A 25,139-nucleotide genomic window follows, 5' to 3' on the forward strand; every position below is an offset into this window, starting at 1 on the left:
GGCCAATGAGCCCGCAGGAAGTAGCCGCCAAGACCGGCGAAGTGATCGGCACCAGCGACTGGGTCGAAATGACCCAGGACAAGGTCAACATGTTCGCCGATGCCACCGGCGATCACCAGTTCATCCACATCGATGAAGAAAAGGCGAAGATGACGCCGTTCGGCGGCACCATCGTGCACGGTTTCATGACACTGTCGATGATCCCCTATCTCGGCGCCAACAGCTCGACGCCCAAGATCGACGGCGTGAAAATGGGCGTGAACTACGGCGGCAACAAGACCCGCTTCATCAGCCCGGTCCGCGTCGGCAAGCGCATTCGCGGCCACTGGAAGCTGCTCGAAATGGTCGAGAAGCGCCCCGGCCAGTGGCAGCAGACCTGCGAGATCACCATCGAGATCGAAGGCGAGGACAAGCCCGCCCTGATCTGCGAATGGATCACGCAGCTGTTCGTGTGACAATTCCCTGCCTTCCGGCGAACTCCTCCCCCGGAGCCGGATCTTGCAGTTCAATCTGAAAAGGAGCTCGCCATGCGCGACGCAGTTATCGTTTCCACCGCCCGTACCCCGCTGACCAAGGCGGCGCGCGGCGCTTTCAACAACACCACCGGCGCGACGCTGGGCGCATGGTCGATCAAGTCCGCGGTCGAGAAGGCCGGGCTCGAAGGCGGCGAGATCGACGACGTGCTGATGGGCACCGCGGTCCAGCAGGGCTCGACCGGCGGCAACGTCGCCCGCCTCGCGGCGCTGCGCGCCGGCCTGCCGGTGACGGTCCCGGCCATGACCATCGACCGTCAGTGCTCCTCGGGCCTGATGACCATCGCCACCGCGGCCAAGCAGGTGCTGGTCGACAATATGGACATCTGCGTCGCCGGCGGCGTCGAGAGCATTTCCAAGGTCGTCGGCAGCGGCAAGATGTTCGTCGAGCCGGACCGCGAGCTGCTGGAAATGCACCCGCACATCTACATGCCGATGATCGGCACGGCCGAAGTCGTCGCCAAGCGCTATGGCATCAGCCGCGAATATCAGGACGAATACTCGCTCCAGTCGCAGCAGCGCACCGCCGCGGCGCAGGCCGCGGGCAAGTTCGACGACGAGATCGTCGCCTGCACCGCGACGATGGCGGTGATGGACAAGGAAACCAAGGAAGTCTCCTACCAGGAAGTCACCGCGACTCGCGACGACTGCAACCGCCCGGACACCACGCTCGAAGGGCTTGCCAGCCTGAAGCCGGTCATGGGCGAAGGCGGGGTCATCACCGCAGGCAATGCCAGCCAGCTGTCGGACGGTTCGTCCTCCTGCGTGGTCATGGAAGCCAAGGTCGCCGAGAAGCGCGGCCTCGAACCGCTCGGCCGCTATGTCGGCATGGCGGTCGCCGGCACCGAGCCGGACGAGATGGGCATCGGCCCGGTCTTCGCCATTCCCAAGCTGCTCGAGCGGTTCAATCTAAAGATGGACGACATCGGCCTGTGGGAGCTCAACGAGGCTTTCGCGGTGCAGGTGCTCTACTGCCGCGACAAGCTCGGCATTCCTGACGAGCTGCTCAACGTCAATGGCGGCTCGATCTCGATCGGCCACCCCTTCGGCATGACCGGCGCGCGCTGCACTGGCCACGCGCTGATCGAAGGCAAGCGCCGCGGTGCGAAATACGCGGTGGTGACGATGTGCATCGGCGGCGGCCAGGGTGCAGCGGGCCTGTTCGAGGTTTTCTGACACCGATGAAGACGATCGTGGCGCGGGCCGTCGTGGCCTGCCTTTCGACCATGCTCTGCGCCTGTGCCACGGTCGCGGAAACGCCTGATACGTCCCGGCTCGGATTCACCGACCTGACCGGGCAATTCGCCGCCGCCTACGAGGCTGCGCCGCAGGACGATGCGGCGCGGCTGGAGGCGTTGGGCGGGGCCTTTGCCGATGACCTGCCCGGGTTCTACGACCCGGCGCGCTTCGGCAAGGATGCAGATGCCTACCGCCGCATGGCCGGTCGCTTCCTCGCTGCCTATCCCGCCCGACGTGGCGAGATTGGCGCTGTCGCGCAGCGTTTCGGCGCCATGTTCGATCCGGCGGTGGCCGATTTCGAACGCCGTGTCGGCCCTCTTCCCACCGATACGCCGGTCGCCCTGGTCGTATCGATGGGCGAGTTCGACGGCGCGACCAGGACGCTCGGCGGGCGCGAATACCTGCTGTTCGGGGCCGACATGATTGCCGAGATTCACGGCGGCGAAGCGCGTGCATTCGTCCAGCATGAACTGTTCCACATCTACCACAGCCCCCGGATGGGCCATTGCGAGCCGTTCTATTGCAGCCTCTGGACCGAAGGGCTGGCGGTCTACGCCGCCAAGACGCTCAACCCCGATGCCACCGACGCGCAGCTCTTGCTGACCTTGCCGGAGCCGATCCGCCCGGCGGTCGAGCCGCATCGCCGCGAAGCCGTCTGTGCCACGCTGGCGAGGCTGGACGAGCGGGGCAGCAAGGATTGGGGCGCCTTTTTCTCCGGCGCGCGCCTCAACGAACGATTGCCGCCGCGCTTCGGCTATCTCGTCGGGTTGTGGGTGGCGCAGGAACTTGGCAAGACGCACAGCCTCGAACAGATGGCGCAGTGGCAGGGGCCGGATCTGCGCGCCCGGATCGGCGTTGCGCTGGAGAACATGGCCGACTGCGGCGGATTGGCCACGGTCTCGAGCGGTTGAGGCTCCAGCCGGTCCGGATGGGCGCGCTCCGCCACTTGGGGCAAGGAAGGACAAGCGAGATGCGATTGGCGATACTGGCACCGGTCTTCGGGGCGATTGCGCTTTCGGCCTGCGGCGGCGGTGAGCCGGCCGACACGCCCGAACCGGGCACCACCGTCGGCGAAGAGGCCGGGGCCGAGCTGACCGGACTCGCCTCGACCTACTCCGACGTCGATCTCGAGAAATGCGAACTGCTCAGCGAAGAGCGCGAGGAAGGCAGCAGTGCGACCTGGCGCTGCGACGGCTTCGGCGCGGTGCCGCTGATCGTCAAGGAAGGCGACGGGCGCTTCGACGTCGATGTCGGGGTCGAGAGCGACGATTTCGCCACCATCGGCGCGTTCAATTCGATTGGAAAGACGGTCGAATGGCGGCTGCGCGACGGCAAGCCCTTCGCGGTCATCTTCCGCTACGAGGACGCGACGGAAGGTGCGGCGGGACGCACCGTGCTGGCGGTCGAGAAGGTCGGCGCGGCGGGCAAGCCCGGGTGCCGCGTGGGCCAGGTTGCCGGCGACACGCCCGATGCCAATCAGGTTGCCCGCGACATGGCCGACAGTGCGGCGGCGGACTTCGTGTGCGGGCAGGACGAACCGGCGATGATCGGCAACGCCGCCTGATTTCAAACGCTTGCCAGCCCTGCCGATCGGGCGCATTCTCCCCCTGAGGGAGAGTGCGGCCGATGGGCGTCATCGAAATCATCGGGGTGGCGGGGAGCGTCAGCCTGCTGGCGGGCTGGCGGCTCTACCTGTGCATCTTCGCCACGGGGCTTGCCATGCGGCTTGGCGTGCTGCCCTTGCCGGAGCATCTCGAAAGCCTTTCAGTCCTCGCCAACCCGTGGGTGATGGGCATCGCCGCGCTGGCCGCGCTGGCGGAATTCTTCGCCGACAAGGTTATGTGGCTCGATTCGCTGTGGGACACGGTCCACACCGCGATCCGCCCGGTCGGCGGGGCGCTGCTGGCGCTGGCGATCGTCGATCCTTCCGACCCGGCGACGCAGGTGATCGCGTTCCTGCTCGGCGGCGGGGCGAGCTTCCTCGCCCACGGCGGCAAGGCGAGCGCCCGCGCGGTGGTCAACACCAGCCCCGAGCCGGTCAGCAATATCGCCGTCTCGAGCGTGGAGGACGTCGCGACCATGGGGCTGCTGTGGCTCGCCTACGAAAACCCGCTGGCGGCGGGCGCGGTCGCGCTGGTGCTGCTGGCGTTGACCGTCGCGCTTCTGCTGTGGGCGCGGCGCGTGATCAAGCGGCTGTTCTTCAGGGTCCCGAAGGCGGAGGGGGTGGGTCGGGGTATGCCGTAGTCTTGGGCTGCTCTCGGGACGCGGAAATGGGTCAACGAATGTCCACAATGAGGGTGGGAGTTGCCTTAACCCTCTCCCCTGGCGGGAGAGGGGTCCGGAGCAAAGCTTGCGGCCCTGTGCCCCCTCTCAACTGCGACTAGGCAGCAAGCTGCCTAGTCTAAGTATCTCTCCCACAAGGGGAAAGAATTCTACGTCCGTCATGGAGGCGATGCGAGGGCCGCGTGCCGGTTAGGGAAGCACACATCGTCTCGCTGCGCCAATGGATTCCCCTTAATCTCCGCTAGACAGGCCCATGGTCCATTGGCAGTATCCGGACATGCATCAAAAATTCCTTTGTCTCAGGGCGTTACCTCTTCTGGTTGTTGCATCGAGCATGAGCTTCGCTGTGCCAGCACTAAATGCGCAGTCTTCTGAAGTGGGTGAGGCCGAGCGCAGCTTGGGTTTGCCTTCGGAGATCGTCCCCGAGACAATTTTCGGTGTGCCCTGTAAATTTCACGCTGGCAATCAGGACTTCGCGCCAACGCTGCAGTGTTTGCCCAACGACATTATCAACCAGCCTTCGATCGTAGTGACGGTAAAGACTTTGGCCGAGCCGCAAACCCGAGCCGACATGGAGGCCCGCTTCCGTGAAGGGCTGCACGAGCGGATGATCTTGCGTGTAGTCGACAAAGGCGATTTCACGCTGGAGAACGATCAGGAATCGGTCGGCTTCAAGGCACTGTATCAGACAGATGTAGGCAACCGCTATGTTTGGTCGGTGCTCAGCAAAGGCCGCAAGATTGTAGTCGTCGCCACGATACTAAGCTATGTCGATATCGACGCGCTGGTCCGCGATATAGAGACCAAGATTTTTCGTTCGCCCCAATCCTGAGCGGGTGGCAGAATCGGGGTCGTTTGCATACAGTCGGTTTTCGTCTCCGAGTTTTAGGAAGCTGACCGTCTCGATTACGCCCAACGCGTCGTAATCCTCCCATCAATCAGGCCGCAGCCTTGGCCTTCGCCGTCCGGTGCTCGGCGATGAATTCCTCCACCACCGGCGCGATGCGGTCGCGCCATTTGCTGCCGTTGAAGATGCCGTAATGGCCCGCCCCTTCGGCGAGGTAGTAGCGCTTCTTCGCTTCGGGCAGTCTGGTCGCGAGCGTCAGCGCGGCCTTGGTCTGGCCGATGCCGGAGATATCGTCGCGCTCGCCCTCGACCGCCAGCAGCGCGGTGTCGGTGATCGCGCCGAGATCGACCGGCTCGCCCTTGTGCAGGAAGGTGCCGTTCGGCAGCGAGTGCTTCTGGAACACTTCCTCGACTGTCTGGAGGTAAAATTCCGCCGTCATGTCGCAGACGCTGCGGTATTCGTCGTAGAAGTCCTTGGTCGCCTGCGCGCTCGCTTCGTCGCCGACGGTGAGATGCTTGAACATCTCGTAATGGCTCATCATGTGGCTGCCGAGGTTCATGGACATGAAGCCGGCCAGCTGCAGGAAGCCGGGATAGACCTTGCGGCCCGCACCCGGATAGTTGAGCGGCACGGTGGCAATCACGGTCTGGCGGAACCAGGCGATCGGGCGCTCCATGGCGAGGTCGTTGACCGTCGTCGGGCTTTCGCGGGTGTCGATCGGGCCGCCCATCATGGTCAGCGTCGCGGGGCGGAACGGGTCCTTCCTGGCGTTCATCAGCGCCGTCGCGGCGAGCGCGGGGACGGACGGCTGGCACACCGCCACCATATGCGCGCGGCCGCCAGTCGCATCGGGGCCGATGAAGTCGAGGAATTCGACGAGGTAGTCGATGTAGTCGTCGAGGTCGAAGCGGCCGGCGCTTTCCGGCACCATCCGCGCATCGGCCCAGTCGGTGATATAAACCACCGCGTTTTCGACCATCCGTTCGACCGTGCCGCGCAGCAGCGTGGCATAGTGCCCGCTCATCGGGGCGACGATCAGCACGGTGGGCGCATCGTCGGGCAGGCCGTCGCGCCGGAAGCGCAGCAGGTCGCCGAACGCCTTCTTGAGCACGCGGGTTTCGCGCACCACGAAGGGCGCGCCATCCACCTCGACCATTTCGATGCCGAAGCCGGGCTTGCCGCGATCCTGCGAGGCATGGGCGAAGACATCGAGCGCGCTGGCGGCGATTGGGCCCATGCTGGTGTAGGACCACGGATTGACGGGGTTGGTCAGCCATTCGGCGGAAATCGCGGCCAGCGCGCTGGCGCTGTGTAGCCAGCTCCGCTGCAGCTCATAGGCGTGGTATAGCAATGCGTGTCCCCTGCGAGGAGCTCTCCGGCCCCTTTGGTAAAGGGTTCTCCCGACCCTTGATTTCGGCAACTTGGACCCGATTTTCCCATTGTGCAATGCACAATTGCTGAATGAAACCGGTCGCAGTGGATTTTGCTCCCGCTTGCGACTAGGCGACGAGACGAATGTCCGACACCGAAACTACTTCCGCCGTCCCGCGCCTGTTCGAAGGCGAGCCCGAAGAGGGTACCAAGCCCAAGCGCCGCTCGCTCGGCCCCTTGCGGATGATCTTCCGCGAGGCGCTGAAATATCCCGACAAGGTGGCGCTGGCCTTCCTTGCATTGCTGATCACTGCGGCGGCGACGCTGGCGATTCCGGCCGGCTTCAAGATGATCATCGACCGCGGCTTTGCCTCTGGTGGCGATCCGGCCGACATCGCCCGCTGGTTCCGCTACCTGCTGATGATCGTCGGCGTGCTAGCACTGGGCACCGCGCTGCGGTTCTACTTCGTCAGCTGGCTGGGCGAGCGGGTGGTCGCCGATATCCGCCTGAAAGTGCACGCCAACCTGCTGCGTCAGGAGCCGGGTTTTTACGAAGAGAACAGCCCCAAGGAAATCTCCAGCCGGATGACCAGCGACACGGCGATCATCGAACAGGTCGTCGGCACGACGGTTTCGGTCGCACTGCGCAATATCCTGATGGCGATCGGGGGGGCGGTCTACCTGTTCTACCTCGCCCCGTCGCTTACTCTGGGGATGCTGCTGGTAATCCCGGCAGTGGTCATTCCCATCACCGTATTCGGGCGGCGGCTGCGCAATGTCTCGCGCACCAGCCAGGACCGCGTGGCGGATGTCGGCGCAATGGTGACCGAGGTGCTCGGCGCCATGAAGATCGTCCAGAGCTTCAACCAGGAAGGGCGCGAGACGAGCCGCTTCAGCGAAGCGGTCGAGAGCATCTTCACCGTTGCCAAGCGCCGCATCCTGATCAGGGCGGCGATGACCTCGATCATCATCCTGCTGATCTTCGGCTCGATCACCCTGCTGATGTGGCGCGGTGCCATCGGGGTGAGCGAAGGCTCGATTTCGGGCGGCACCATCGCCGCCTTTGTCATCACCGGCGGGCTTGTGGCGGGTGCGTTCGGTGCGCTCACCGAGGTCTATGGTGATTTGCTGCGCGGCGCCGGCGCGGCAAGCCGCCTCAACGAATTGCTCACCGCCCAGCCGATGATTGCAGCCCCCGCACGGGCGCAGGCCCTGCCCCTCCCTTCGCGCGGCAGCCTGTCGTTCCGCAATGTCACCTTCCGCTATCCCACCCGGCCCGATGCCCCGGCACTCAAGGACTTCACGCTGGAGGTCGAACCGGGCGAAACCGTCGCCATCGTCGGCCCCTCGGGCGCGGGCAAGTCGACCATCTTCCAGCTGGCCGAGCGGTTCTACGACCCGCAGGCCGGTACCGTCCGTATCGACGGCATCCCGCTGACGCAGGTCGACCCCGCCGAGGTTCGCCAGCGGATCGCGCTGGTGCCGCAGGACGGCGTGCTGTTCAGCGCCGATGCGCGCGACAATTTGCGCTACGGCAATTGGGACGCGACCGACGACCAGATCTGGGAAGCGGCGCGTGCTGCCAATGCCGAACGCTTCCTGCGCGAGCTGCCCGACGGGCTCGACACCTTCCTCGGCGAAGACGGTACGCGGCTGTCTGGCGGCCAGCAGCAACGTGTCGCCATCGCCCGCGCGGTGCTGCGCGATGCGCCGATCCTGCTGCTCGACGAGGCCACCAGTGCGCTCGATGCCGAGAGCGAGCGGCTGGTGCAGGATGCGCTCGAGCACCTGATGCGGGGCCGCACGACGCTCGTCATCGCGCATCGCCTCGCCACCGTGCGCGCGGCGGACCGGATCGTGGTGATGGAGAACGGGCAGATCGTCGAACAGGGCACCCATGCCCAGCTGAGCAAGGCCGGCGGCCTCTACGCACGTCTCGCCAAGCTGCAGTTCGACCATCCGCAGGCGGGGGCGGCCTGATTCTAATCGACGGAGCGCAAGGGCGCGCCGACCAATGACAGCGCGGATTCCCCCGTCCGCGCTATGACCCTCGTGCTGCTCCCGGCAGGTCGCGCAGGGAGCCAACCGACCATAAGGGGGTCCGTCCATGATCCGTACCGTTTTCGCCACAACCGCGAGCGCGCTGGCGCTGGCTCTCGCTGCCCCGGCGCTCGCCGCCGATGACGGCGATTCGATCGATCTACTGTTCGACGATGCCGCGCCGGAAGCTGCCCCGCAACCGGCCACGCCGACAATGAGCTTCGGCACGTGGGGCGTCGACACCTCGCTGTTGTCCGACACCATCAAGCCGGGCGACGACTTCTTCGGTTACGTCAACCAGGAGTGGCTCGATGCGAACCCGCTGCCGGCCGAATACAGCCGGTTCGGCGCGTTCAACCTGCTGGCAGAAAAATCGACCAGCGACGTCAAGGCGCTGATCGACGAGATGGCGGCGCAGGCCGAAAGTCTTGCGCGCGGCGAACGTCGCGTCATCGACGCCTATCGCGCTTACGCGGACACCGCCGCGATCGAGGCTGCGGGTCTCGCGCCGGCGAAGCCCTATCTCGCCGCTATCGGCGATGCGGGCGATCTCGAGGCGCTGGTCCGGGTCTGGGCCACGCCCGGCATGCCTTCGCCGGTCAACGGCTTCGTCACGGTCGACCAAAAGGCCCCAGACAGCTACGTCACCTATGTCGGCAGCGGCGGTCTAGGTCTGCCGGATCGCGATTACTACAGCGACCAGACCGAACGCGGCCAGACGATCCAGCAAAAGTATCGCGAGTATCTGCAGTTCCTGCTGAGCGAGAGCGGCCATGCCGATCCCGCCGCTGCGGCCGCGGCTGTCTACGCCTTCGAGGAGCGGATTGCCCGCGAGATTTCGTGGGATCGCACCGTCAGCCGCAATCGCGATCTGACCTACAACGCCGCCACTCCGGCCGAACTGGCGGCCATGGCGGGCGGTTTCCCGCTCGCTGCCACGCTGCAGGCGACCGGCTTCGACGGGGCGACCAAGTTCGTCGTGCCCCAAGTTCCGCCGAGCGACGAGGAGATCGCCGCCCTCGGCCTGACGCCCGAAGTGGTGGCGAAGATCGGCAAGGGCACGCCGGGCATGTTCGCCCTGCTCGCCGAAACCTCGCTGGAAACGCTCAAGGCCTGGACTGTCGTTCGCTTTCTCTCCGGCAATGCGGCGGTACTGCCCGAACGGTTCGACAAGGCGCAGTTCGCGCTGTTCGGTACGCTGATGACCGGCACGCCCGAGCAGCGCCCCCGGTGGAAACGGGCGATCGGCGAGACCGAGGGACTTCTCGGCGAGGTCGTCGGCAAGGCCTATGTCGCGCGCCACTTCCCGGCCGAGAACAAGGCGGCGATGGATGCGCTGGTCGCCAATCTGCGCACGGCGATGGCGCAGTCGATCGCGGAGATCGACTGGATGGGGACGGAAACCAAGGCGCAGGCAAGGGCAAAGCTTGAAAGCTTCGATCCCAAGATCGGCTATCGCGACAATCTCGAAACCTATGAAGGTCTCGAAATCGGCAGCAATCCGATCGCCAATCGCATGGCCGCAGCTAAATGGGGTTTCGAGGACAATCTTGCCAAGCTGGGCAAGCCCATCGACCGCACCGAATGGGGCATGCTGCCGCAGACAGTGAATGCCTATTACAACGCGACCAAGAACGAGATCGTCTTCCCGGCCGGCATTCTGCAACAGCCGTTCTTCGCCCTGACGAATGATCCGGCGGTCAATTACGGAGCCATCGGCGGCGTCATCGGGCATGAAATGGGTCACGGCTTCGATGATCAGGGTTCGAAATCGGACGCGACCGGCGAACTGCGCAACTGGTGGACGGACGCCGACCGGGCCGAATTCGACAAGCGCGGCGACAAGCTGGTCGAACAGTACAACAAGTTCTGCCCGCTCGACGATGGCACGACCTGCCTAAACGGACGCCTGTCGCTGGGCGAAAATATTGGCGACGTCGGCGGCCTCAGCCTTGCCTATCGCGCCTACAAGCTTTCGCTGGGCGGCAAGGAAGACAAGGTGATCGACGGGCTGACCGGCGACCAGCGATTCTTTATCGCCTGGGCTCAGGTATGGCGGGCCCAGAGCCGCGAGGATGCCATGCGTCAGCGCATCCGCCTCGGGCCGCACAGCCTGGAACAGTTCCGTACCAACGGGGTCGTGCGCAACATGGACGCGTGGTACGACGCCTTCGGCATAACCCCCGACGACCCGATGTATCTGCCGCCCGAGCAGCGAGTGCGGATCTGGTAGTCGGCGGGGATTTCTGCGGAAATCGGCTACGGGGCCGCCAAGTTCCTTGACTTGGCGGCCCCCAGTCTTTTGAGCGGCAGGCCATGGACACCACGGTCACCGCCATCCTGCTCGGCATCCTCGAAGGGTTCACCGAGTTCCTGCCCATTTCCTCGACCGGGCACCTGATCCTGGCGCAGGCCTTCTTCGGCTACGACCCGGAAGAGTGGCGCCAGTTCAACATCGTCATCCAGCTCGGCGCGATCCTGGCGGTGGTGGTGAGCTACTGGTCGACCTTCTGGTCGATGGGGACCGGACTGTTGCGGCGTGAAACCGAAGCCGTGCGCTTCGTCCGCAACATCCTGCTCGGCTTCGTGCCGGCGGCCGTGATCGGCGTGCTGGCCAAGGATGCTATCGACGCCATGCTGACCAGCCCGATGATCGTCGCCGTGGCGCTGGTGGTGGGCGGCATCGCGATCTTGGTGCTGGAGCGCGTCATCCCTGCCCGGCCGGACACGGGGGTGGCGGCCCTGCCGTGGCAGACCGCCATGGCCATCGGGCTGGTGCAATGCCTCGCCATGATTCCGGGAACCAGCCGCTCGGGCGCGACCATCATGGGCGCGCTGGCCATGGGCGTGGGCCGCAAGACGGCGGCAGAATTCTCGTTCTTCCTCGCCGTGCCCACCATGCTGGGCGCAGCGACGGTCAAGATCCTCGACGAACCCGCCTTGCTGGCAGGCGAGGCCGCGATCGGCTGGGCGGAGATCACCGGCGGTTTCCTCGCTGCCTTCGTAACCGCCCTGCTCGTGATCCGCGCCTTCGTCGCCTATGTCAGCAAGCGCGGCTTTGCGCCCTTCGCCTGGTACCGCATCGCGCTGGGGCTCGTGGCAATCTGGTGGTTCGCGGCGGGCTGAGTGTCACGTCCCGCCGACCGGGGTCGAAATGCGCGGAACCTTTCGCTGCGCCTTCACGTTGGCAAACCACAACCGAAACAAGTTTTAACAAAACCATGACCTTGCTCGTTTTCATCGTGCTTGGGGCTGCGATCGGATGGCTGGCGTCCATAGGGTTCCGCCATGATTCGCTGCGTGCCAGCCTCGCCAACATCGCGCTTGGCGCGCTCGGTTCGCTCGGCGGGATGCTGGCGAGCGAGGGCGGCCTCGACGCGCCGGTCGCGAGCGTCGACTCCCTCTTGCTGGGGGCGGGCTGCGCGCTTGTCGTGGTGGGCATAGCGGCACTTATCCGCAAGCAAACGAGCCGCTGACACATTTCGGACATTTTTTCGCTTCGCAAGGCGAGGCCACGTTGCTATTGGGGGCGTCCCAATCCAACTAGGGGAAGATTACCATGAAGAAGTTTGCTCTCGTTTCGGTTGCCGTTCTGGGCCTCGGCCTCGCTGCTTGCGCCGAACAGGCTGCTGAAGCTCCGGCTGAAGAAGCTGCGATGGAAGAAGCTGCTCCGGCAGAAGCTCCTGCCATGGAAGAAGCTGCTCCGGCCGAAGGCGCCGAAGCTGCTGCTCCGGCCGAAGGCGCGATGGAAGAAGCCGCTCCGGCAACCGAAGCCGCCGCTTCGTAATCGCTTTCAGCGATTCGCCCGCAAGGGCGAGCAGGAATTACCGGTGGGGAGCGATCCCCGCCGGTTTTTCTTTGCCCGGGTCTGGCGTGGCCATCCTGATGCCTGTGGCGTCAGACCTGCGGCGTCAGACTGGCCGGGCGCCGCTGCCGCGCCCGCCGCGCAGCCAGTATTCCTGCGTTCCCCGGTGCAGCACATTGTCGACGTCGATCACCGCCGAATTGGCATAGGTGAAGCTCGGCGGCAGGCTACGATAGAGCCGGTCGAAATCGCGCTCGACCGTCTGGCGGTAGAGATCCTCGAAACTCTCGATGACGAAATAGGTCGGCTGCAGGTCGTCGATGACGTAGTCCGTGCGCATCACCCGGTCGACATTGAGCATGATGCGGTTGGGGCTTGCGGCCTCGACCGAGAAAACGGCCTCGGTCGGCCCTGACAATATGCCTGCGCCATAGGCCCGGACATCGTCCGGCGCCTCCTCGATCAGGCCGAATTCGACCGTGTACCAGTAGAGCGCGCCCAGCGCCTTCAGCCGGTTGTAGCGCATCGCCTTCCACCCGGCCTTGCCGTATTCCTGCATGTAGTCGGCGAAAACCGGATCGGTCAGCATCGGCACATGGCCGAACACGTCATGGAAGACGTCGGGTTCCTGGATGTAGTCGAAGGTCTCGCGGGTACGGATGAAATTGCCCGCCGGGAAACGCCGGTTGGCGAGGTGCCAGAAGAACACGTGGTCGGGGATCAGCATCGGCACCGGCACGACGCTCCACCCCGTCAGCGCGCCGAGGTCTTCGCTGAGCTTGCCGAATTCCGGCACGCCGCCGCGGTTGAGGTTGAGCTTCTGCAAGCCCGCCATGAAGGCGCTGGCGGCGCGGCCCGGCAGGATATCCATCTGGCGCGCGAAGAGGTCGTTCCAGATCGCGTCGTCCTCGCTGGAATACTGCGTCTGGGCAGGCTCGAGCCAGTCCTCGCCGACATGTGCGGGACGCTTGAGCGGTGCGGTAAAGACATCCGCCGGCAAATCGGGCAGGGTGCTGAAATCCTGCGCTGGGGTCGCGAGTGAGGCCATAGTTTCAACTGTAACCACTAGCACAGCCGTTGCAATTTTTCAATTCGGGAGAGCGCCTTGGGCAAGCTGAAATCGAAGGAGTTCGCCGCACTGCTGGAACCGCTGGAGGCGGAGCTGGTCGGCATGGCGCGCTGGGTCAAGGCGACAGGGGCGCGCGTCTGCGTGCTATTCGAAGGGCGCGACACGGCGGGCAAGGGTGGGGCGATCCATACCGTGAGCGACCCGTTGAACCCGCGCCAGTGCCGCATCGTAGCGCTGAGCAAGCCGACCGATGCGGAGAAGACCCAGTGGTATTTCCAGCGCTACGTCCCGCACCTGCCGGCTGCGGGCGAAATCGTGCTGTTCGACCGCAGCTGGTACAACCGTGCCGGGGTCGAAAAGGTGATGGGCTATGCCAGCGAGGCCGAAGTCGAAGCCTTCCTGGGCGATGCGCCCCGGTTCGAACGGATGCTGGTCGATGACGGCATCCTGCTGTTCAAATACTGGCTCACGACCGACCAGGACAAGCAGGAGGAGCGGCTGAGGGAACGGCTCGAGGACCCGCTCAAGCGCTGGAAGCTCTCGCCCATCGACCTTGCCGCGCGCGAGAATTACGATGCCTATACCGAAGCGCGCGAAGCCATGCTGAAGGCAACGCACACCGACCATGCGCCCTGGACGCTGGTCGATTTCAACGACCAGAAGCGCGGTCGCCTGACGCTGGTGCGCGACCTGCTCGACCGGCTGCCGGATACGCATGTGGAGCCCGAGCCGCTCGACTTTCCCGAGCTGGGCCGCGAGCCGCAGAAGGAGCGGTTCGGCGTGCTGCAGCCGATCGGGGATTTTCCGCTCGACTAGGCCAGCGAAGCCGACGCCTTCAGCGTTTGCCGCCCGTCGCTGGCGAACGAACCGAGTTCGATTGTGTCGCCGGAGTGCTTCAGCGCCAGTGTCAGCGGTTCGCCGCAGATCGCAGGGCTGACCGCACGGAAGCCGAAGCGGGCGAGGCGGTTGTCGCCGAACTCTCGCCCCGCCATTTGCAGCAGCAGGGAGGCGATCAGCGGACCGTGCACCACCAGCCCGCGATAACGCTCCACGTCGCAGGCATAGGGCGCATCATAGTGAATGCGGTGGGCGTTGAAGGTCAGCGCGGAGTAGCGGAACAGCAGCGTTTCTGACGGAGTGAGCGTGCACGTGGCATCCCAGCCTGCCCCGTCGAAACTGCCGCTGCCCGCTTCCGGGGGGCTCAGCGGAGCATCGGGCGCGGCGTTGTCGCGATAGACCAGTGTCTGCCGCTCATGCACCGCTTCGACGTGATCGGCCGTGGTGACGTGCTCCACCTCGACGAAGCCGAGCTTGCCCGTCGAGCCGTCCTTTTCCGTCACCGAGGCAATGCGGCTGATGCGGTCGATCCGTGCGCCGATCCGGATAGGGTTGAGGAAAGTGATGTCGCTCGCCGCCCACATCCGGCGCGGCAGTGGGATGGGCGGGAAGAAGCTGTCGCCGCTGTCCTCGCGCGCGGGGTGGCCGTCAACGCCAAGGCAATCCGTGCGAGCGAGCGGTGTGCACAGGGCCAGGTGGATGCCCTGTTGCATCACGCCATCGCCGGGCCATTCGAGGTCGAAGGTCGAACACCATTGAAAGCCATGGCTCGGCGTCAGCTGGTCGGTTGCAACCTGCTTGCGCCCGATCCATGCGTCCCACTGGCCCACGGCTAGGCAGCCCTTTCGAAGATCGCGGCAATGCCCTGGCCGCCGCCGATGCACATGGTCTCAAGCCCGAAGCGGATCTCGCGGCGGTGCATTTCGGCGGCCATGTCGGCGAGGATGCGCCCGCCAGTCGCGCCAATGGGATGGCCGAGCGAAATGCCCGAGCCGTTGACGTTGACGATATCGCGGCGGCTGTCATCGGCGCTGAAACCCCAGCCCTTGAGCACCGCCAGCGCCTGCGGGGCGAAGGCTTCGTTGAGTTCGATCAGGCCGATATCGTCCCAGCCCATGCCCGTCCGCGCGAACAGCCGCTCGACTGCCGGGACCGGGCCGATGCCCATACGGCTAGGGTCGCAGCCCGCCGCCGCCCAGCCGTGGAACCACAGCAAGGGGGTGAGGCCCATCTCCTCGAGCTTGTCCTCGGCGACCACCAGGCACGCCGCCGCCGCATCATTCTGCTGGCTGGCATTCCCGGCGGTGACGATAGCCTCGGGGTCACGCTTCAGGTCGATGGCGCGCAGCGCGCCGAGCGTTTCCATGCTGGCGTCGGCGCGGTAGCCTTCGTCGTGGTCGAACACGACTGGGTCGCCCTTGCGCTGGGGGATTTCGACCGTGACGAGGTGTCCGTCGAACTTGCGCTCCTGCCAGGCTTTGGTCGCGTTCTGGTGCGAGCGGACGGCAAAGGCATCGGCCTCCTCGCGGGTGATGCCGTAATCCTTGGCGAGGTTTTCGGCCGTCTCGATCATGCCGGTGATGACGCCGAAACGTTCGATCGGCTGGCTCATCAGCCGGCCGCGCGAAAGGCGGTCGTGCAGCACCATGTCGCCTGCCCGGACGCCGCCGCGCAGCGCAGTGGTGTAGTGCTCGACATTGGACATGCTCTCGCACCCGCCGGCCACCACAACGTCGGCCATGCCGGTCTGGACCATCATCGCGGCATTGGCGATCGCCTGCACGCCCGAGCCGCAGCGCCGGTCGAGCTGGTAGCCGGGCACTTCCAGCGGCAGGCCGGCGGCGAGCCAGCTCCAGTGGCCGATTGCAGGCGCCTCGGCATTGCCATAGCCCTGGCTGAAGACGACATCGTCCACCCGGGCCGGATCGATCCCGCTGCGCTCGATCAGCGCCTTGAGGATCACGGCCCCGAGCGCGCCTGCATCGAGCGGGGCCAGCGTGCCGCCGAACTTGCCGACAGCGGTGCGCAGGGGGGTGCAGATGGCTACGCGGCGTGTGGTCATGGTTTATTCCTTGTCGGACAGGCGGACGGTGCCCGCGTCCACCAGCCTGGCGATGGAACCGGATGAGAGGCCCAGTCGCTCGGCCAGAACCTCTTCGCTGTGCTGGCCGAGATAGGGGGCGGGCAGCGGGTCGCCGACTTCCTTTTCCGGCATATTGGCAAAGCTGCGAGTGGCGGGATATTCGAAACCCGAGGGGTTGGCAGGCGAGGGGCCGAACAGCGGATTGTCGGTCACGAGCTGCGGATCGTTCGCCGCCTCGTGCATGGTGCGGTAGCGTTCGTAGGTGCAGCCCTGCGCGCTCATGCGGGTCGATAGCTCGGCCCATTCGAAAGTGTCGGCAGCCCGCTGGAAGACGTCGAACAGGCTATGGCGGTTGACGAAACGCGGAGTGTCACCATCGGCGAAGCGCACGCCGAGTTCCTGCTCCAGCGCAGCGATGTCGCCCTCGACCCCGAAGGCGGCAACCAGCCCGGTCCATTGCTTCGGCGTCAGCGCGGCGACCATGAAGCGGACGCCGTCGCGGCTGCGGAAATCGCGCCCGAACGCGCCCCAGATGGCGTTGCCGAGCCGCTCGCGGTCGCTGCCGCGATAGAGCATCTCCGCCATCGAACCGCTGTTTGCAAAGGTGCCGACCGCCACGTCGCCAAGCGGTACACGCACTTCACTGCCCTCGCCGGTGGCATCGCGGTGGCGCAGCGCGGCGAGCAGGGCGAAAGCGCCATAGGCCCCGGTGATGAAATCCCACGCGGGTAGCACCTGGTTGACCGGCGGCGCGGTCGCGGGATCCCACTCCTCCGGCCCGCACATCAGGGGATAGCCGGTCGCGGCGTTGACGGTGAAGTCCATCGCCTGCCGCCCGTCGTGCCAGCCCATTATGCGGACCGACACCAGATCGGGCCTGCCCTCACTCATCGCGGCATGGCTGAGGAAGCTTTTTTCCGGCAGATTGGTGACGACCTGCCCGGTCTTGCGCGCCAGTTCGACCAGCAGCTCGCGACCCTCGCCCGATTGCAGGTCGAGCGCGACCGACTTCTTCCCCCGGTTGAGGTTCTCCCAGCTGAGCGAGCGGCCCTCTTTGGTCAGCAGGTAGCGGTCGTAGTCGAGCCCGCCCGCCTTGTGGTCGACGCGGATGACTTCCGCTCCCATCTGCGCGCAATAGAGCCCGATGGTGGGCGAGGCGACGAAGCTCGACACCTCGATAATCGAGAGGTCGCTCAGCAGCTTGTACACTGCAGCGCTACCCGTTCTGCGCCGCCCAGTCGCGCAGCATGTGCTTGGCGATCTGGAGGTAGAGGATCTGCGTCGTGCCTTCGTAGATGCGATAGATGCGCGCATCGCGGAAGAACCGCTCGGCGTCGTATTCGGCGAGGTAGCCCGCGCCGCCGTAGATCTGCACCACCCGGTCGACCACGCGGCCGCACATTTCGGACGAGAAGACCTTGAAGGCGGCGGCCTTGCGAAGGATGTTCTCGCCCCGGTCGGCGCGTTCGGTGACGTCCTTCATCATCGCCTCGGCGGCGTAGATTTCGGTCTCGCTCTCGGCCAGCATCTGCTGGATCAGCTGGAAATTGGCAATCGGTTCGCCAAACGCCTTGCGCTCGTTGGCATAGCGGATCGCGCTGTCGAGCGCGCGGCGGGCATAGCCGGCGGCGGCCGCGCCGACCGAGATGCGGCCGTTATCAAGGCTCTTCATCGCGAAGATGAAGCCCTTGCCGGTTTCCCCGCCCAGCAGCGCCTCGCCCGGGACGTGGACGTCGTCGAGCATGATGTCGGATATGTGGCTGCCTTCCTGCCCCATCTTCTTGTCGGGGCTGGCGGTCGAGACACCGGGCGTGTTCATCGGCACGATGAAGGCGCTGACATGGGCGTTCTTGGGCAGCGCTTCCTTTTCCGTACGCGCCATGATCAGCGCGACATCGGCATGGGGCGCGTTGGTGATGTAGCGCTTGGTGCCGCTCAGGATCCAGCCGTTGCCCGACGGATCGGCGCGCGCGGTAGTGGCCATGGCGGCGGAATCCGATCCGCTGCCGGGTTCGGTCAGGCCGAAACAGGCGATCTCGCCCGCCGCGATGCGCGGCCACCATTCGGCCTTCTGGGCATCGGTCGCGCCGTTCTTGATGGCGGAGTTGAACATGCCGACATTGATCGAGAAGATCGAGCGATAGGCGGGCGCGGCATAGGCCATCGTGTTTACGACCCGCGCATATTGCGAGGTGTTGAGCCCGGCGCCGCCGTATTCCTCGGGCACGGTCAGGCCGAACAGCCCCATGTCCTTCATCTCCTGGACAATATCGTCCGGGATGCGGTCATTAGCGATGACGTCCTTTTCGGCCGGGATCAGCCGCTCGCGGACGTAGCGTTCGAGCTGCTCGATGAACTGTTCGAAGATATCGGCGTCCATGCCGGCTGTGGCCATCGCGGTCGGTCCTCTTGCTAGCTGGCGGCCGTCGGTGCGGCAGCCCGTTCCTTGTTTCCTGCATCGCCCAGCGTGCCGGGTGGAAGCTTGCGCCCGTCCAGCATTTCGGCGGCCTCGTCGAGCGCGCGTGCTTCTTCCATGGTCACGCCGCCCGGCCCCGGATCGTTCTCACCCGGCCCGCAGGCCGCTGTCAGGGCCGCAAGCAGTGCGGCCATGGCGATCCGCATGGCGGCTGCGCGCGGCATACCCATCCGGCCGGCCGTTATTCGCTGGGTTCGGCGGGCGCTGGCGGCGTTTCGGCGGCCGGAGCCTGGCCGAGCTCGGCGCGGATCTTGTCGGCCAGAGCGGCGGCATCCTCGCTCTGTTCCTCGTTCGACTTGACCTCGACCGGGTCGAGCTCCGGCCCTTCCTCGGCCGCGTCGTCTTCCGGACGGGCGACAACGGCGCTGTCCTGCACCGGCGTTTCCGTGACGTCTTCCAGCGCCTCTTCCGCCGTTACCTCGACGTTTTCGGCTGCGGCGTCTTCCGAGACATCATCGGAGTTGCTGCAGGCGGCGAGGGCGAGCACGAGGATCCCGGCGAGCGCGAAGCCTTTGCGCGACGACGGGCGGATGGCGGCGGACATGGCGTTACTCCTGGATGGTGTTATCTGGCACCGACCCTAGCGGGCGAGGATTGGCGAGGCCAAGGGAAAAGTGTCGGTGCGACGCTTGCCTCGCACCGACCAGGCCGTGCATGGCGGCGGGATGAATTCCCCCCTGCCAATCGATGTGCCGGAACAGGCGCGCGCACGGCTGCGCGCCCTGTTCGGTTACGACGATTTCCGCGGTCGCCAGCTCGAAGTGATCGAGCGCGTCCTTGCCGGGCAGTCGACGCTGGGGGTGATGCCGACCGGTGCCGGCAAGTCGCTGACCTACCAGCTTCCAGCGACCATGCTGCAGGGCACCTGCGTGGTCATCTCGCCGCTGATTGCGCTGATGCACGACCAGCTGCGCGCTGCGCGTGCCAACGGCATTCGCGCGGCGACACTGACCAGCGTCGATGCCGACTGGCGCGAGACCATGGACGCATTCCGCAGCGGCGAGCTCGACCTGCTCTATGTGGCGCCCGAACGCGCCAGCCAGGGTTCGTTCTGCGACCTGCTGACGGCCGCGCCGGTCAGCCTGTTCGCCATCGACGAGGCCCATTGCGTGTCCGAATGGGGGCACGACTTCCGTCCCGACTATCGCCAGCTGCGCCCGCTGATGGACCAGTTCGGCGATGTCCCAAGACTGGCGCTGACGGCGACGGCCGACAGGCACACACGGGCCGACATCCTCGAGCAGCTCGGCATCCCGCAGGACGGCATGATCGTGGCCGGATTCGACCGGCCCAACATCCGCTATGCCATCCGCCATCGCGACAATCCGGTCCGGCAGCTTGTCACCCTGATGCGCGAGCAGCCGGGACCGGGGATCGTCTATGCGCCGACCCGGCGCAAGGTCGAGGAACTGGCGGAGAAGCTCGCCGCCGCAACGGGGCGCGAAGTGCTGCCCTATCATGCCGGGCTCGAACCGCAGCAGCGCGCCGATCACCAGGCGCGCTTCGTCGCCAGCGAGGACATGGTGATGGTTGCGACCATCGCCTTCGGGATGGGGATCGACAAGCCCGACGTGCGCTTCGTCGCCCATGCCGGCATCCCCAAGTCGATCGAGGCCTATTACCAGGAAACCGGCCGCGCCGGGCGCGACGGCGATGCGTCGCTGGCACTGATGCTGTGGGGTGCGGAGGACTTCGCCCGCGCGCGAATGCGGCTGTCGGAGGCGCCCGAGGACCGCCGCGAGGGCGACCGCCAGCGGCTCGATTCGCTCAGCACGCTGGTCGAGACGGCGGGGTGTCGCCGCGCGGTGCTGCTGCGCCACTTCGGCGAGGACCCGCCGCAGGGCTGCGGCAATTGCGACAATTGCCTCGAAGCGCCCGGCGTCATCGACGCGACCGAACTGGCGCAGAAGCTCCTCTCGGCAGTCTATCGCACGGGACAGAGCTTCGGTTTCGGGCATATCCAGAAAGTCCTGACCGGCGACGAAGACGACCGGGTGCGCCAACGCGGTCACGATGGCTTGAGTGTGTTCGGTATCGTCGGGAGTGAAGAAGCACCGATGCTGCGGGCTGTCAGCCGCGCGTTGCAGGCACGCGGCTCGCTGGTGGCGACCGAGCATGGCGGACTGGCGCTGGGCGGCGATGCCAAAAATATCCTCAAGGGCGAGCAGGCGGTGATGATCGTCAAGCCGCCCAAGCCTGCACGCGGTGGCCGCAAGTCACGGGACGGCGGCGCAAACCCGGTGGGCGACCCGCTGTTCGATGCGCTGCGCGAGTTGCGGCGCGAGCTGGCGGTCGAGGCAGGGCTGCCGCCCTATGTCATCTTCCATGACGCGACCCTGCGCGAGATGGCGCAGGCGAGGCCGGCGACGCTGGACGAACTGGGCCGGGTCGGCGGGGTGGGGGCGAAGAAGCTTGATGCCTACGGCAGCAGGTTCCTCGATTGTATCCGTCGCCATTGAACCGGAGCCGCGACGGGTTTCGCTTGACGATCCTTCCATATGATATAAATATGATATCATAATTATTCAGGACGGAGGGCCATCATGGTCAGCGAACTTCAAGGGATGAATGTCAGCCGCGAACGGGCAGCGAAGAGCTACAACGGTTACGCCATGTTGCTGGTCCTCGCGCTGATAGCCGGATGGACTGTCTGGCTGATCAGCGGAGGTATCCCTCCGGAAGGGGCCGACCGGCCCGCCAAGCTGGCCTTTGCCGCGACGTTCCTCGGCTCGATTACCGGCATCGTCCTCGTGGCCTCGGGCTTCTTCATGATCCAGCCCAACCAGACCGCCGTCATCACCCTGTTCGGCTCCTACAGCGGGACCGAGCGGACCGAGGGATTGCGCTGGGTGTGGCCGTGGATGATGCGCAAGAAGATCAGCGCCCGCGCGCACAACGTGCATTCGGAAAAGGTCAAGATCAACGACCTGCGCGGCAACCCGATAGAGATCGCCTGCAACGTGGTGTGGCGCGTGCGCGATACGGCGCAGGCGGCGTTCGATGTCGACGACTACAAGACCTTCGTCGAAATCCAGATCGAGGCGGGGCTGCGCACCGTCGGCGCGCGGCATCCCTATGACGACATGAGCGACGAGGACGAAACGACGTTGCGCGGCAGTGCCGAGGTGGTCAATGGCGAGCTCTGCGCGGAACTCAACGATCGCCTCCGCGTGGCAGGCATCGTTGTCGACGAGGCCGGGCTGACGCACCTCGCCTACGCGCCGGAAATCGCCGGGGCCATGCTCCGCCGTCAGCAGGCCGATGCCGTGATCGCCGCGCGCAAGAAAGTGGTTATTGGCGCGGTCGGCATGGTCGAGGATGCGCTTGCCAAGCTGAGCGAGGACGGCATCGTCGACCTCGACGACGAGCGCAAGGCGGCAATGGTTTCCAACCTCATGATCGTCCTGTGCGGCGACAAGGAAGCGCAGCCGGTCGTCAACACCGGTACGCTCTACCAGTAACGTCGGCCCGGCGGCACAACCGATGTCTGCGAAAAAAGCCTTTGCCCTGCGGCTCGATCCGGCGGTTCACGCCGCGATCGAGCGGCTGGCCGGGGCCGAGCTTCGCAGCGCCAATGCCCAGATCGAGATGCTGCTGCGCGAAGCCCTCGACGCACGCGGGATCGAGGTCGGCAAGAGCAAGGCTGCGCGCCGTGGCCGCCCCCCCTCGCGCGAACAGAAGGAGTAAAGGACCATGCTGCACAAATTCTTCGAAAAGGGAGACTGGTTCTCGGCCAAGACCCTCGGCTACGGTGCCGGCTTGCCCATCGCGTGGCAGGGCTGGGTGCTGCTGGCGGCGTATCTCGGTATCATGTTCGGTATCGGCCTGTTCATCTCCGCGGGCGGTTTCGCCAACCTGGTTGTCGGCATCACCGGCATCGTGCTGGCGACGGCGGTGTTCGCCCTTATCGCGAAAAAGCGCACCCGCGGCGGCTGGAAGTGGCGGCCCTGACGGGAAGGGCCCGGAGGCTTAGCGGGCCGTAAACCAATTCCCCCTATGCGGGCACAATGGAAAACCGCGCCCGCACACCGCTCACCCGTTCCACCCGCCGGACCGATTGGCTCCTGGGCATTGCTGTGGTTTCCGCAGTCGCCCTGATTCCTGCCGCCGCTGTCTTCGCCCAAGGGGCCCCGGCTCCCTTCACCGTGGTCGAGACGGGGCAAGGCTACGGCACATTGCAGCAGGCCGTCGACGCCATCGGCGCAGGCCAGGGCACCATCGCCATGGCACCGGGCGAATACCGCCAATGCGCCGTGCAGCAGGCAGGCACGATCGCTTTCCTCGCCACCGAGCCGGGCAAGGCGATCCTCGACGGCGTGGAATGCGAAGGCAAGGCAGCCTTGGTACTGCGCGGGCGCGAAGCCAGCGTTTCCGGAGTTGTCTTCCGCAATATGGCGGTCGCCGATTTCAACGGCGCGGGCATTCGGCTGGAGGCGGGTACGCTGACAGTCGCCAACAGCTGGTTCGTCGACAGCCAGCAAGGCATACTGACCGCGCATGATCCGAACATCGCGCTGGTGATCGACCGATCGACCTTCTCCGGTCTCGGCACCTGCGAAGGCGACGGCGGCTGCGCGCATTCGGTCTATACCGGCAGCATCGGACGTTTGCGCGTGACCCGCAGCCGGTTCGAACGGGGCACCGGCGGACATTATCTCAAGTCGCGGGCCCGCGTGACCGAGATTTCGGCGTCCAGCTTCGATGATTCCGCCGGCCGGGCGACCAATTACATGATCGACCTGCCGCAAGGATCGATCGGACAGATCACCGACAACTGGTTCGTCCAGGGGCGCGACAAGGAAAACTACTCCGCCTTCATCGCCGTCGCGGCGGAAGAGGGCGACCAGCCCTCGGCGGGGCTGGTGATTGCCGGCAACGATGCCCGCTTCGTCCCCGGCCTCGAACGCAGCTCGGTTTTCGTGGCCGACTGGAGCGGCGCGCCGCTGACGATCGAGGACAACGACCTCGGCCCCGGCCTCAAACTTTTCGAGCGACGCTGATCAGCCGAAGCCCCGGGCGAGAGTAAGCTTGCCCGACGGGAGGTCGCCTTTCAGGACCAGCACCTGGAGGAAAGGATCGAGCGCCTGCGACAGGCTCAGCCCATGATCGCGTGTGAAGCCGAAGCGGCTGTAATAGTCGGGGTTCCCGACCAGTGCGATGCCATGCGCCCCGCTGCCCTTTAGCCGCCGGATGCCTTCTTCGATCAGCGCCGATCCGATGCCGGCGCTCTGGCCACTGGGAATGACCGATACCGGGCCGAGCTGGTACCAGCTGCCCGCAGCGCCCTCGATGACGACGGGCGAGAACGCGACATGGCCGATGATCGCCTGGTCGGCATTGGTCGCTACCAGCGACAACACGAGATCGCCGTCGGCGCGCAACCGCTCGATGACGTCCGCCTCGTCGCCATCGGCATAGGCCCGATCGCGGAACGCGGCCTGCGTCAGGGCACGAATGGCCCGCTCGTCGCCCGCCTGTTCGGGCCGGATGGACACGGTCACGGGAGCAGGTGCCCGGCGCGGTCGCGTTTGGTGTCGAGGTAGCGCCGGTTGTGCACATTCGCGGGCAGCGAATGCGGCACGCGGCGCGCGATGGTGATCCCGTTGTCGGTCAATTCTGCGATCTTTCTCGTATTGTTGGTGAGGAGTCCAATCTCACCAATGCCGAGCAGTTTAAGCATCTTCGCAGCGGTTGTAAAATCCCGTGCCTCATCAGGCAGGCCCAGCCGTTCGTTGGCCTCGATCGTGTCAAAGCCCTGATCCTGCAGGCGATAGGCCCGCATCTTGTTGACGAGGCCGATGCCGCGCCCTTCCTGCCGCATGTAGAGGAGGACGCCGTATCCCCCGTTTTCCGCCTCCTCGGCCATCCGCGCCAGCGCCGCGTCGAGCTGCGGCCCGCAATCGCACTTGAGACTGCCGAGGACGTCGCCGGTGAGGCATTCGGAATGCAGGCGCACCAGCGGCACGCGGTCCGCCATCTGCCGGCCGACGATCAGCGCGCAGTGTTCGCGCATGTCGTCGGGCTTGCGGAAGACGACGAGCTCGCAGTCCTGCTCGGCGGCGATGGGCAGGCGGGCACGCGTGGCTATCTGCAGCTTGTCCGGATCGGCCCAGTCGGCAAGGTCGGCCGGGCTGACGGGTTGCGGCTCGCCTGCCTGGCCTGGATTGACCATGAAGGCCGGCAGTATGCCCGCGATCCGCGCCAACTCCAGCGCCGTCGCAGCAGCCTCGGCCCAGTCGATCGGCTCCGCCTTGAACGGGCCCTTGAGCGGGTTGGCCAGGTCCAGCGCCGGATCGGCGACCGCCAGCGCCAAGTCGAGATCGAACGGCTCGGCGCCCCGTATCAGCACGGGGTTGTGCGGCACTGCCGCCTCGAGCTGGTTGGCAAGCTTGAGCGTCGCGGCGCGGGCCGCCGATATCAGGAGGTGGGAACTGCTTGCCTGCCGCGCGATGGCGGTCTCGATGGGCAGCAGAGTCCCGGCACCCTCCACCGCGATCGGCCAGCCGTGCCGCAACGCATCGATCGCCTGCGCCGCCCGGCGGGAAGGCGAGGGCGT

27 protein-coding genes are annotated in these 25,139 nt (G+C 65.8%); 17 read left to right on the forward strand and 10 right to left on the reverse strand.

Annotated features, from left to right (window positions below):
- The first annotated feature begins 5 nt into the window (after positions 1 to 5).
- The 6 genes from WAB17_RS07025 (at position 6) to WAB17_RS07050 (ending at position 4,887) form a co-directional block, all read left to right on the forward strand.
- Entirely contained in the window at positions 6 to 455 is a 450-nt protein-coding gene (locus WAB17_RS07025) for a MaoC family dehydratase (RefSeq protein WP_435419297.1), read from the forward strand.
- A gap of 72 nt (positions 456 to 527) precedes the next feature.
- Complete coding sequence (locus tag WAB17_RS07030) at positions 528 to 1,709, forward strand: acetyl-CoA C-acyltransferase (RefSeq protein WP_435419298.1); 1,182 nt, start codon at positions 528 to 530, stop codon at positions 1,707 to 1,709.
- Positions 1,710 to 1,714: 5 nt separating this feature from the next.
- The gene (locus tag WAB17_RS07035) at positions 1,715 to 2,683 is read left to right on the forward strand and encodes a hypothetical protein (RefSeq protein WP_435419299.1); all 969 of its coding nucleotides are present in this window, start codon (positions 1,715 to 1,717) and stop codon (positions 2,681 to 2,683) included.
- A 59-nt stretch (positions 2,684 to 2,742) separates the two neighbouring features.
- Positions 2,743 to 3,336 carry a hypothetical protein gene (locus WAB17_RS07040; protein ID WP_435419300.1) on the forward strand — a complete coding sequence of 198 codons (594 nt, stop codon included), beginning with the start codon at positions 2,743 to 2,745 and terminating at the stop codon, positions 3,334 to 3,336.
- A 62-nt stretch (positions 3,337 to 3,398) separates the two neighbouring features.
- Positions 3,399 to 4,016: a DUF4126 domain-containing protein gene (locus WAB17_RS07045; RefSeq protein WP_435419301.1), complete on the forward strand. Its 618-nt coding sequence runs from the start codon at positions 3,399 to 3,401 to the stop codon at positions 4,014 to 4,016.
- 373 nt (positions 4,017 to 4,389) lie between these two features.
- Complete coding sequence (locus WAB17_RS07050; protein ID WP_435419302.1) at positions 4,390 to 4,887, forward strand: hypothetical protein; 498 nt, start codon at positions 4,390 to 4,392, stop codon at positions 4,885 to 4,887.
- Positions 4,888 to 4,993: 106 nt separating this feature from the next.
- On the opposite strand, the gene WAB17_RS07055 is transcribed toward WAB17_RS07050, so the two are convergent.
- Positions 4,994 to 6,253 carry a polyhydroxyalkanoate depolymerase gene (locus tag WAB17_RS07055; RefSeq protein WP_435419303.1) on the reverse strand — a complete coding sequence of 420 codons (1,260 nt, stop codon included), beginning with the start codon at positions 6,251 to 6,253 and terminating at the stop codon, positions 4,994 to 4,996.
- A gap of 164 nt (positions 6,254 to 6,417) precedes the next feature.
- Here WAB17_RS07055 and WAB17_RS07060 point away from each other — a divergent pair, with 164 nt between their 5' ends.
- From WAB17_RS07060 to WAB17_RS07080, 5 genes are all read left to right on the forward strand, one after another.
- Entirely contained in the window at positions 6,418 to 8,253 is a 1,836-nt protein-coding gene (locus WAB17_RS07060) for an ABC transporter transmembrane domain-containing protein (protein ID WP_435419304.1), read from the forward strand.
- A gap of 127 nt (positions 8,254 to 8,380) precedes the next feature.
- On the forward strand, positions 8,381 to 10,546 hold the full coding sequence (locus WAB17_RS07065) for a M13 family metallopeptidase (RefSeq protein WP_435419305.1): 2,166 nt from the start codon (positions 8,381 to 8,383) through the stop codon (positions 10,544 to 10,546).
- Between the two features lie 83 nt (positions 10,547 to 10,629).
- Positions 10,630 to 11,439 (forward strand): undecaprenyl-diphosphate phosphatase, encoded by an 810-nt coding sequence (locus WAB17_RS07070; RefSeq protein ID WP_435419306.1) that lies wholly within the window; start codon positions 10,630 to 10,632, stop codon positions 11,437 to 11,439.
- 95 nt (positions 11,440 to 11,534) lie between these two features.
- On the forward strand, positions 11,535 to 11,789 hold the full coding sequence (locus WAB17_RS07075) for a hypothetical protein (protein ID WP_435419307.1): 255 nt from the start codon (positions 11,535 to 11,537) through the stop codon (positions 11,787 to 11,789).
- 83 nt (positions 11,790 to 11,872) lie between these two features.
- Entirely contained in the window at positions 11,873 to 12,100 is a 228-nt protein-coding gene (locus tag WAB17_RS07080) for a hypothetical protein (protein ID WP_435419308.1), read from the forward strand.
- Positions 12,101 to 12,224: 124 nt separating this feature from the next.
- Here WAB17_RS07080 and phhA read toward each other — a convergent pair whose 3' ends face one another.
- Positions 12,225 to 13,166 (reverse strand): phenylalanine 4-monooxygenase, encoded by a 942-nt coding sequence (phhA, locus tag WAB17_RS07085; protein WP_435419309.1) that lies wholly within the window; start codon positions 13,164 to 13,166, stop codon positions 12,225 to 12,227.
- A 57-nt stretch (positions 13,167 to 13,223) separates the two neighbouring features.
- On the opposite strand from phhA, the gene ppk2 reads away from it, so the two are divergent.
- Positions 13,224 to 14,003, forward strand: a complete 780-nt coding sequence (gene ppk2 / locus WAB17_RS07090) for a polyphosphate kinase 2 (protein WP_435419310.1) — start codon at positions 13,224 to 13,226, stop codon at positions 14,001 to 14,003.
- Here the strand turns inward: ppk2 and WAB17_RS07095 are convergent.
- The 6 genes from WAB17_RS07095 to WAB17_RS07120 are packed head-to-tail and all read right to left on the reverse strand — an operon-like array spanning position 14,000 to position 19,127.
- Entirely contained in the window at positions 14,000 to 14,854 is an 855-nt protein-coding gene (locus WAB17_RS07095) for an FAS1-like dehydratase domain-containing protein (RefSeq protein WP_435419311.1), read from the reverse strand. The genes ppk2 and WAB17_RS07095 overlap by 4 nt on opposite strands.
- A gap of 2 nt (positions 14,855 to 14,856) precedes the next feature.
- On the reverse strand, positions 14,857 to 16,086 hold the full coding sequence (locus tag WAB17_RS07100; RefSeq protein ID WP_435419312.1) for an acetyl-CoA C-acetyltransferase: 1,230 nt from the start codon (positions 16,084 to 16,086) through the stop codon (positions 14,857 to 14,859).
- 3 nt (positions 16,087 to 16,089) lie between these two features.
- Positions 16,090 to 17,316 (reverse strand): CoA transferase, encoded by a 1,227-nt coding sequence (locus tag WAB17_RS07105; protein WP_435419313.1) that lies wholly within the window; start codon positions 17,314 to 17,316, stop codon positions 16,090 to 16,092.
- Positions 17,317 to 17,323: 7 nt separating this feature from the next.
- Positions 17,324 to 18,502 (reverse strand): acyl-CoA dehydrogenase family protein, encoded by a 1,179-nt coding sequence (locus tag WAB17_RS07110; protein ID WP_435419314.1) that lies wholly within the window; start codon positions 18,500 to 18,502, stop codon positions 17,324 to 17,326.
- A 17-nt stretch (positions 18,503 to 18,519) separates the two neighbouring features.
- Entirely contained in the window at positions 18,520 to 18,753 is a 234-nt protein-coding gene (locus tag WAB17_RS07115; RefSeq protein WP_435419315.1) for a hypothetical protein, read from the reverse strand.
- Positions 18,754 to 18,764: 11 nt separating this feature from the next.
- Positions 18,765 to 19,127, reverse strand: a complete 363-nt coding sequence (locus WAB17_RS07120; RefSeq protein WP_435416667.1) for a hypothetical protein — start codon at positions 19,125 to 19,127, stop codon at positions 18,765 to 18,767.
- A 121-nt stretch (positions 19,128 to 19,248) separates the two neighbouring features.
- On the opposite strand from WAB17_RS07120, the gene recQ reads away from it, so the two are divergent.
- The 5 genes from recQ to WAB17_RS07145 all read left to right on the forward strand — a co-directional run bounded on the left by recQ (position 19,249) and on the right by WAB17_RS07145 (position 23,583).
- Entirely contained in the window at positions 19,249 to 21,042 is a 1,794-nt protein-coding gene (gene recQ, locus WAB17_RS07125; protein ID WP_435419353.1) for a DNA helicase RecQ, read from the forward strand.
- An 84-nt stretch (positions 21,043 to 21,126) separates the two neighbouring features.
- Positions 21,127 to 22,044, forward strand: coding sequence for an SPFH domain-containing protein (locus tag WAB17_RS07130; RefSeq protein WP_435416668.1), 918 nt, complete (start codon positions 21,127 to 21,129; stop codon positions 22,042 to 22,044).
- 22 nt (positions 22,045 to 22,066) lie between these two features.
- On the forward strand, positions 22,067 to 22,270 hold the full coding sequence (locus tag WAB17_RS07135) for a toxin-antitoxin system HicB family antitoxin (protein ID WP_435416669.1): 204 nt from the start codon (positions 22,067 to 22,069) through the stop codon (positions 22,268 to 22,270).
- Between the two features lie 6 nt (positions 22,271 to 22,276).
- Positions 22,277 to 22,534, forward strand: coding sequence for a hypothetical protein (locus WAB17_RS07140; RefSeq protein ID WP_435416670.1), 258 nt, complete (start codon positions 22,277 to 22,279; stop codon positions 22,532 to 22,534).
- A gap of 56 nt (positions 22,535 to 22,590) precedes the next feature.
- Positions 22,591 to 23,583: a right-handed parallel beta-helix repeat-containing protein gene (locus WAB17_RS07145; RefSeq protein WP_435416671.1), complete on the forward strand. Its 993-nt coding sequence runs from the start codon at positions 22,591 to 22,593 to the stop codon at positions 23,581 to 23,583.
- Here the strand turns inward: WAB17_RS07145 and WAB17_RS07150 are convergent, their stop codons facing one another.
- Complete coding sequence (locus tag WAB17_RS07150) at positions 23,584 to 24,084, reverse strand: GNAT family N-acetyltransferase (protein WP_435416672.1); 501 nt, start codon at positions 24,082 to 24,084, stop codon at positions 23,584 to 23,586.
- Positions 24,081 to 25,106, reverse strand: a complete 1,026-nt coding sequence (ribA, locus tag WAB17_RS07155; RefSeq protein WP_435419354.1) for a GTP cyclohydrolase II — start codon at positions 25,104 to 25,106, stop codon at positions 24,081 to 24,083. The genes WAB17_RS07150 and ribA overlap by 4 nt, the downstream gene beginning before the upstream one ends.
- Positions 25,107 to 25,139 lie beyond the last annotated feature (33 nt).

Origin of the sequence: Parerythrobacter aurantius (genome assembly GCF_045291475.1) — a bacterium.
Classification (GTDB): Bacteria; Pseudomonadota; Alphaproteobacteria; order Sphingomonadales; family Sphingomonadaceae; genus Parerythrobacter; species Parerythrobacter aurantius.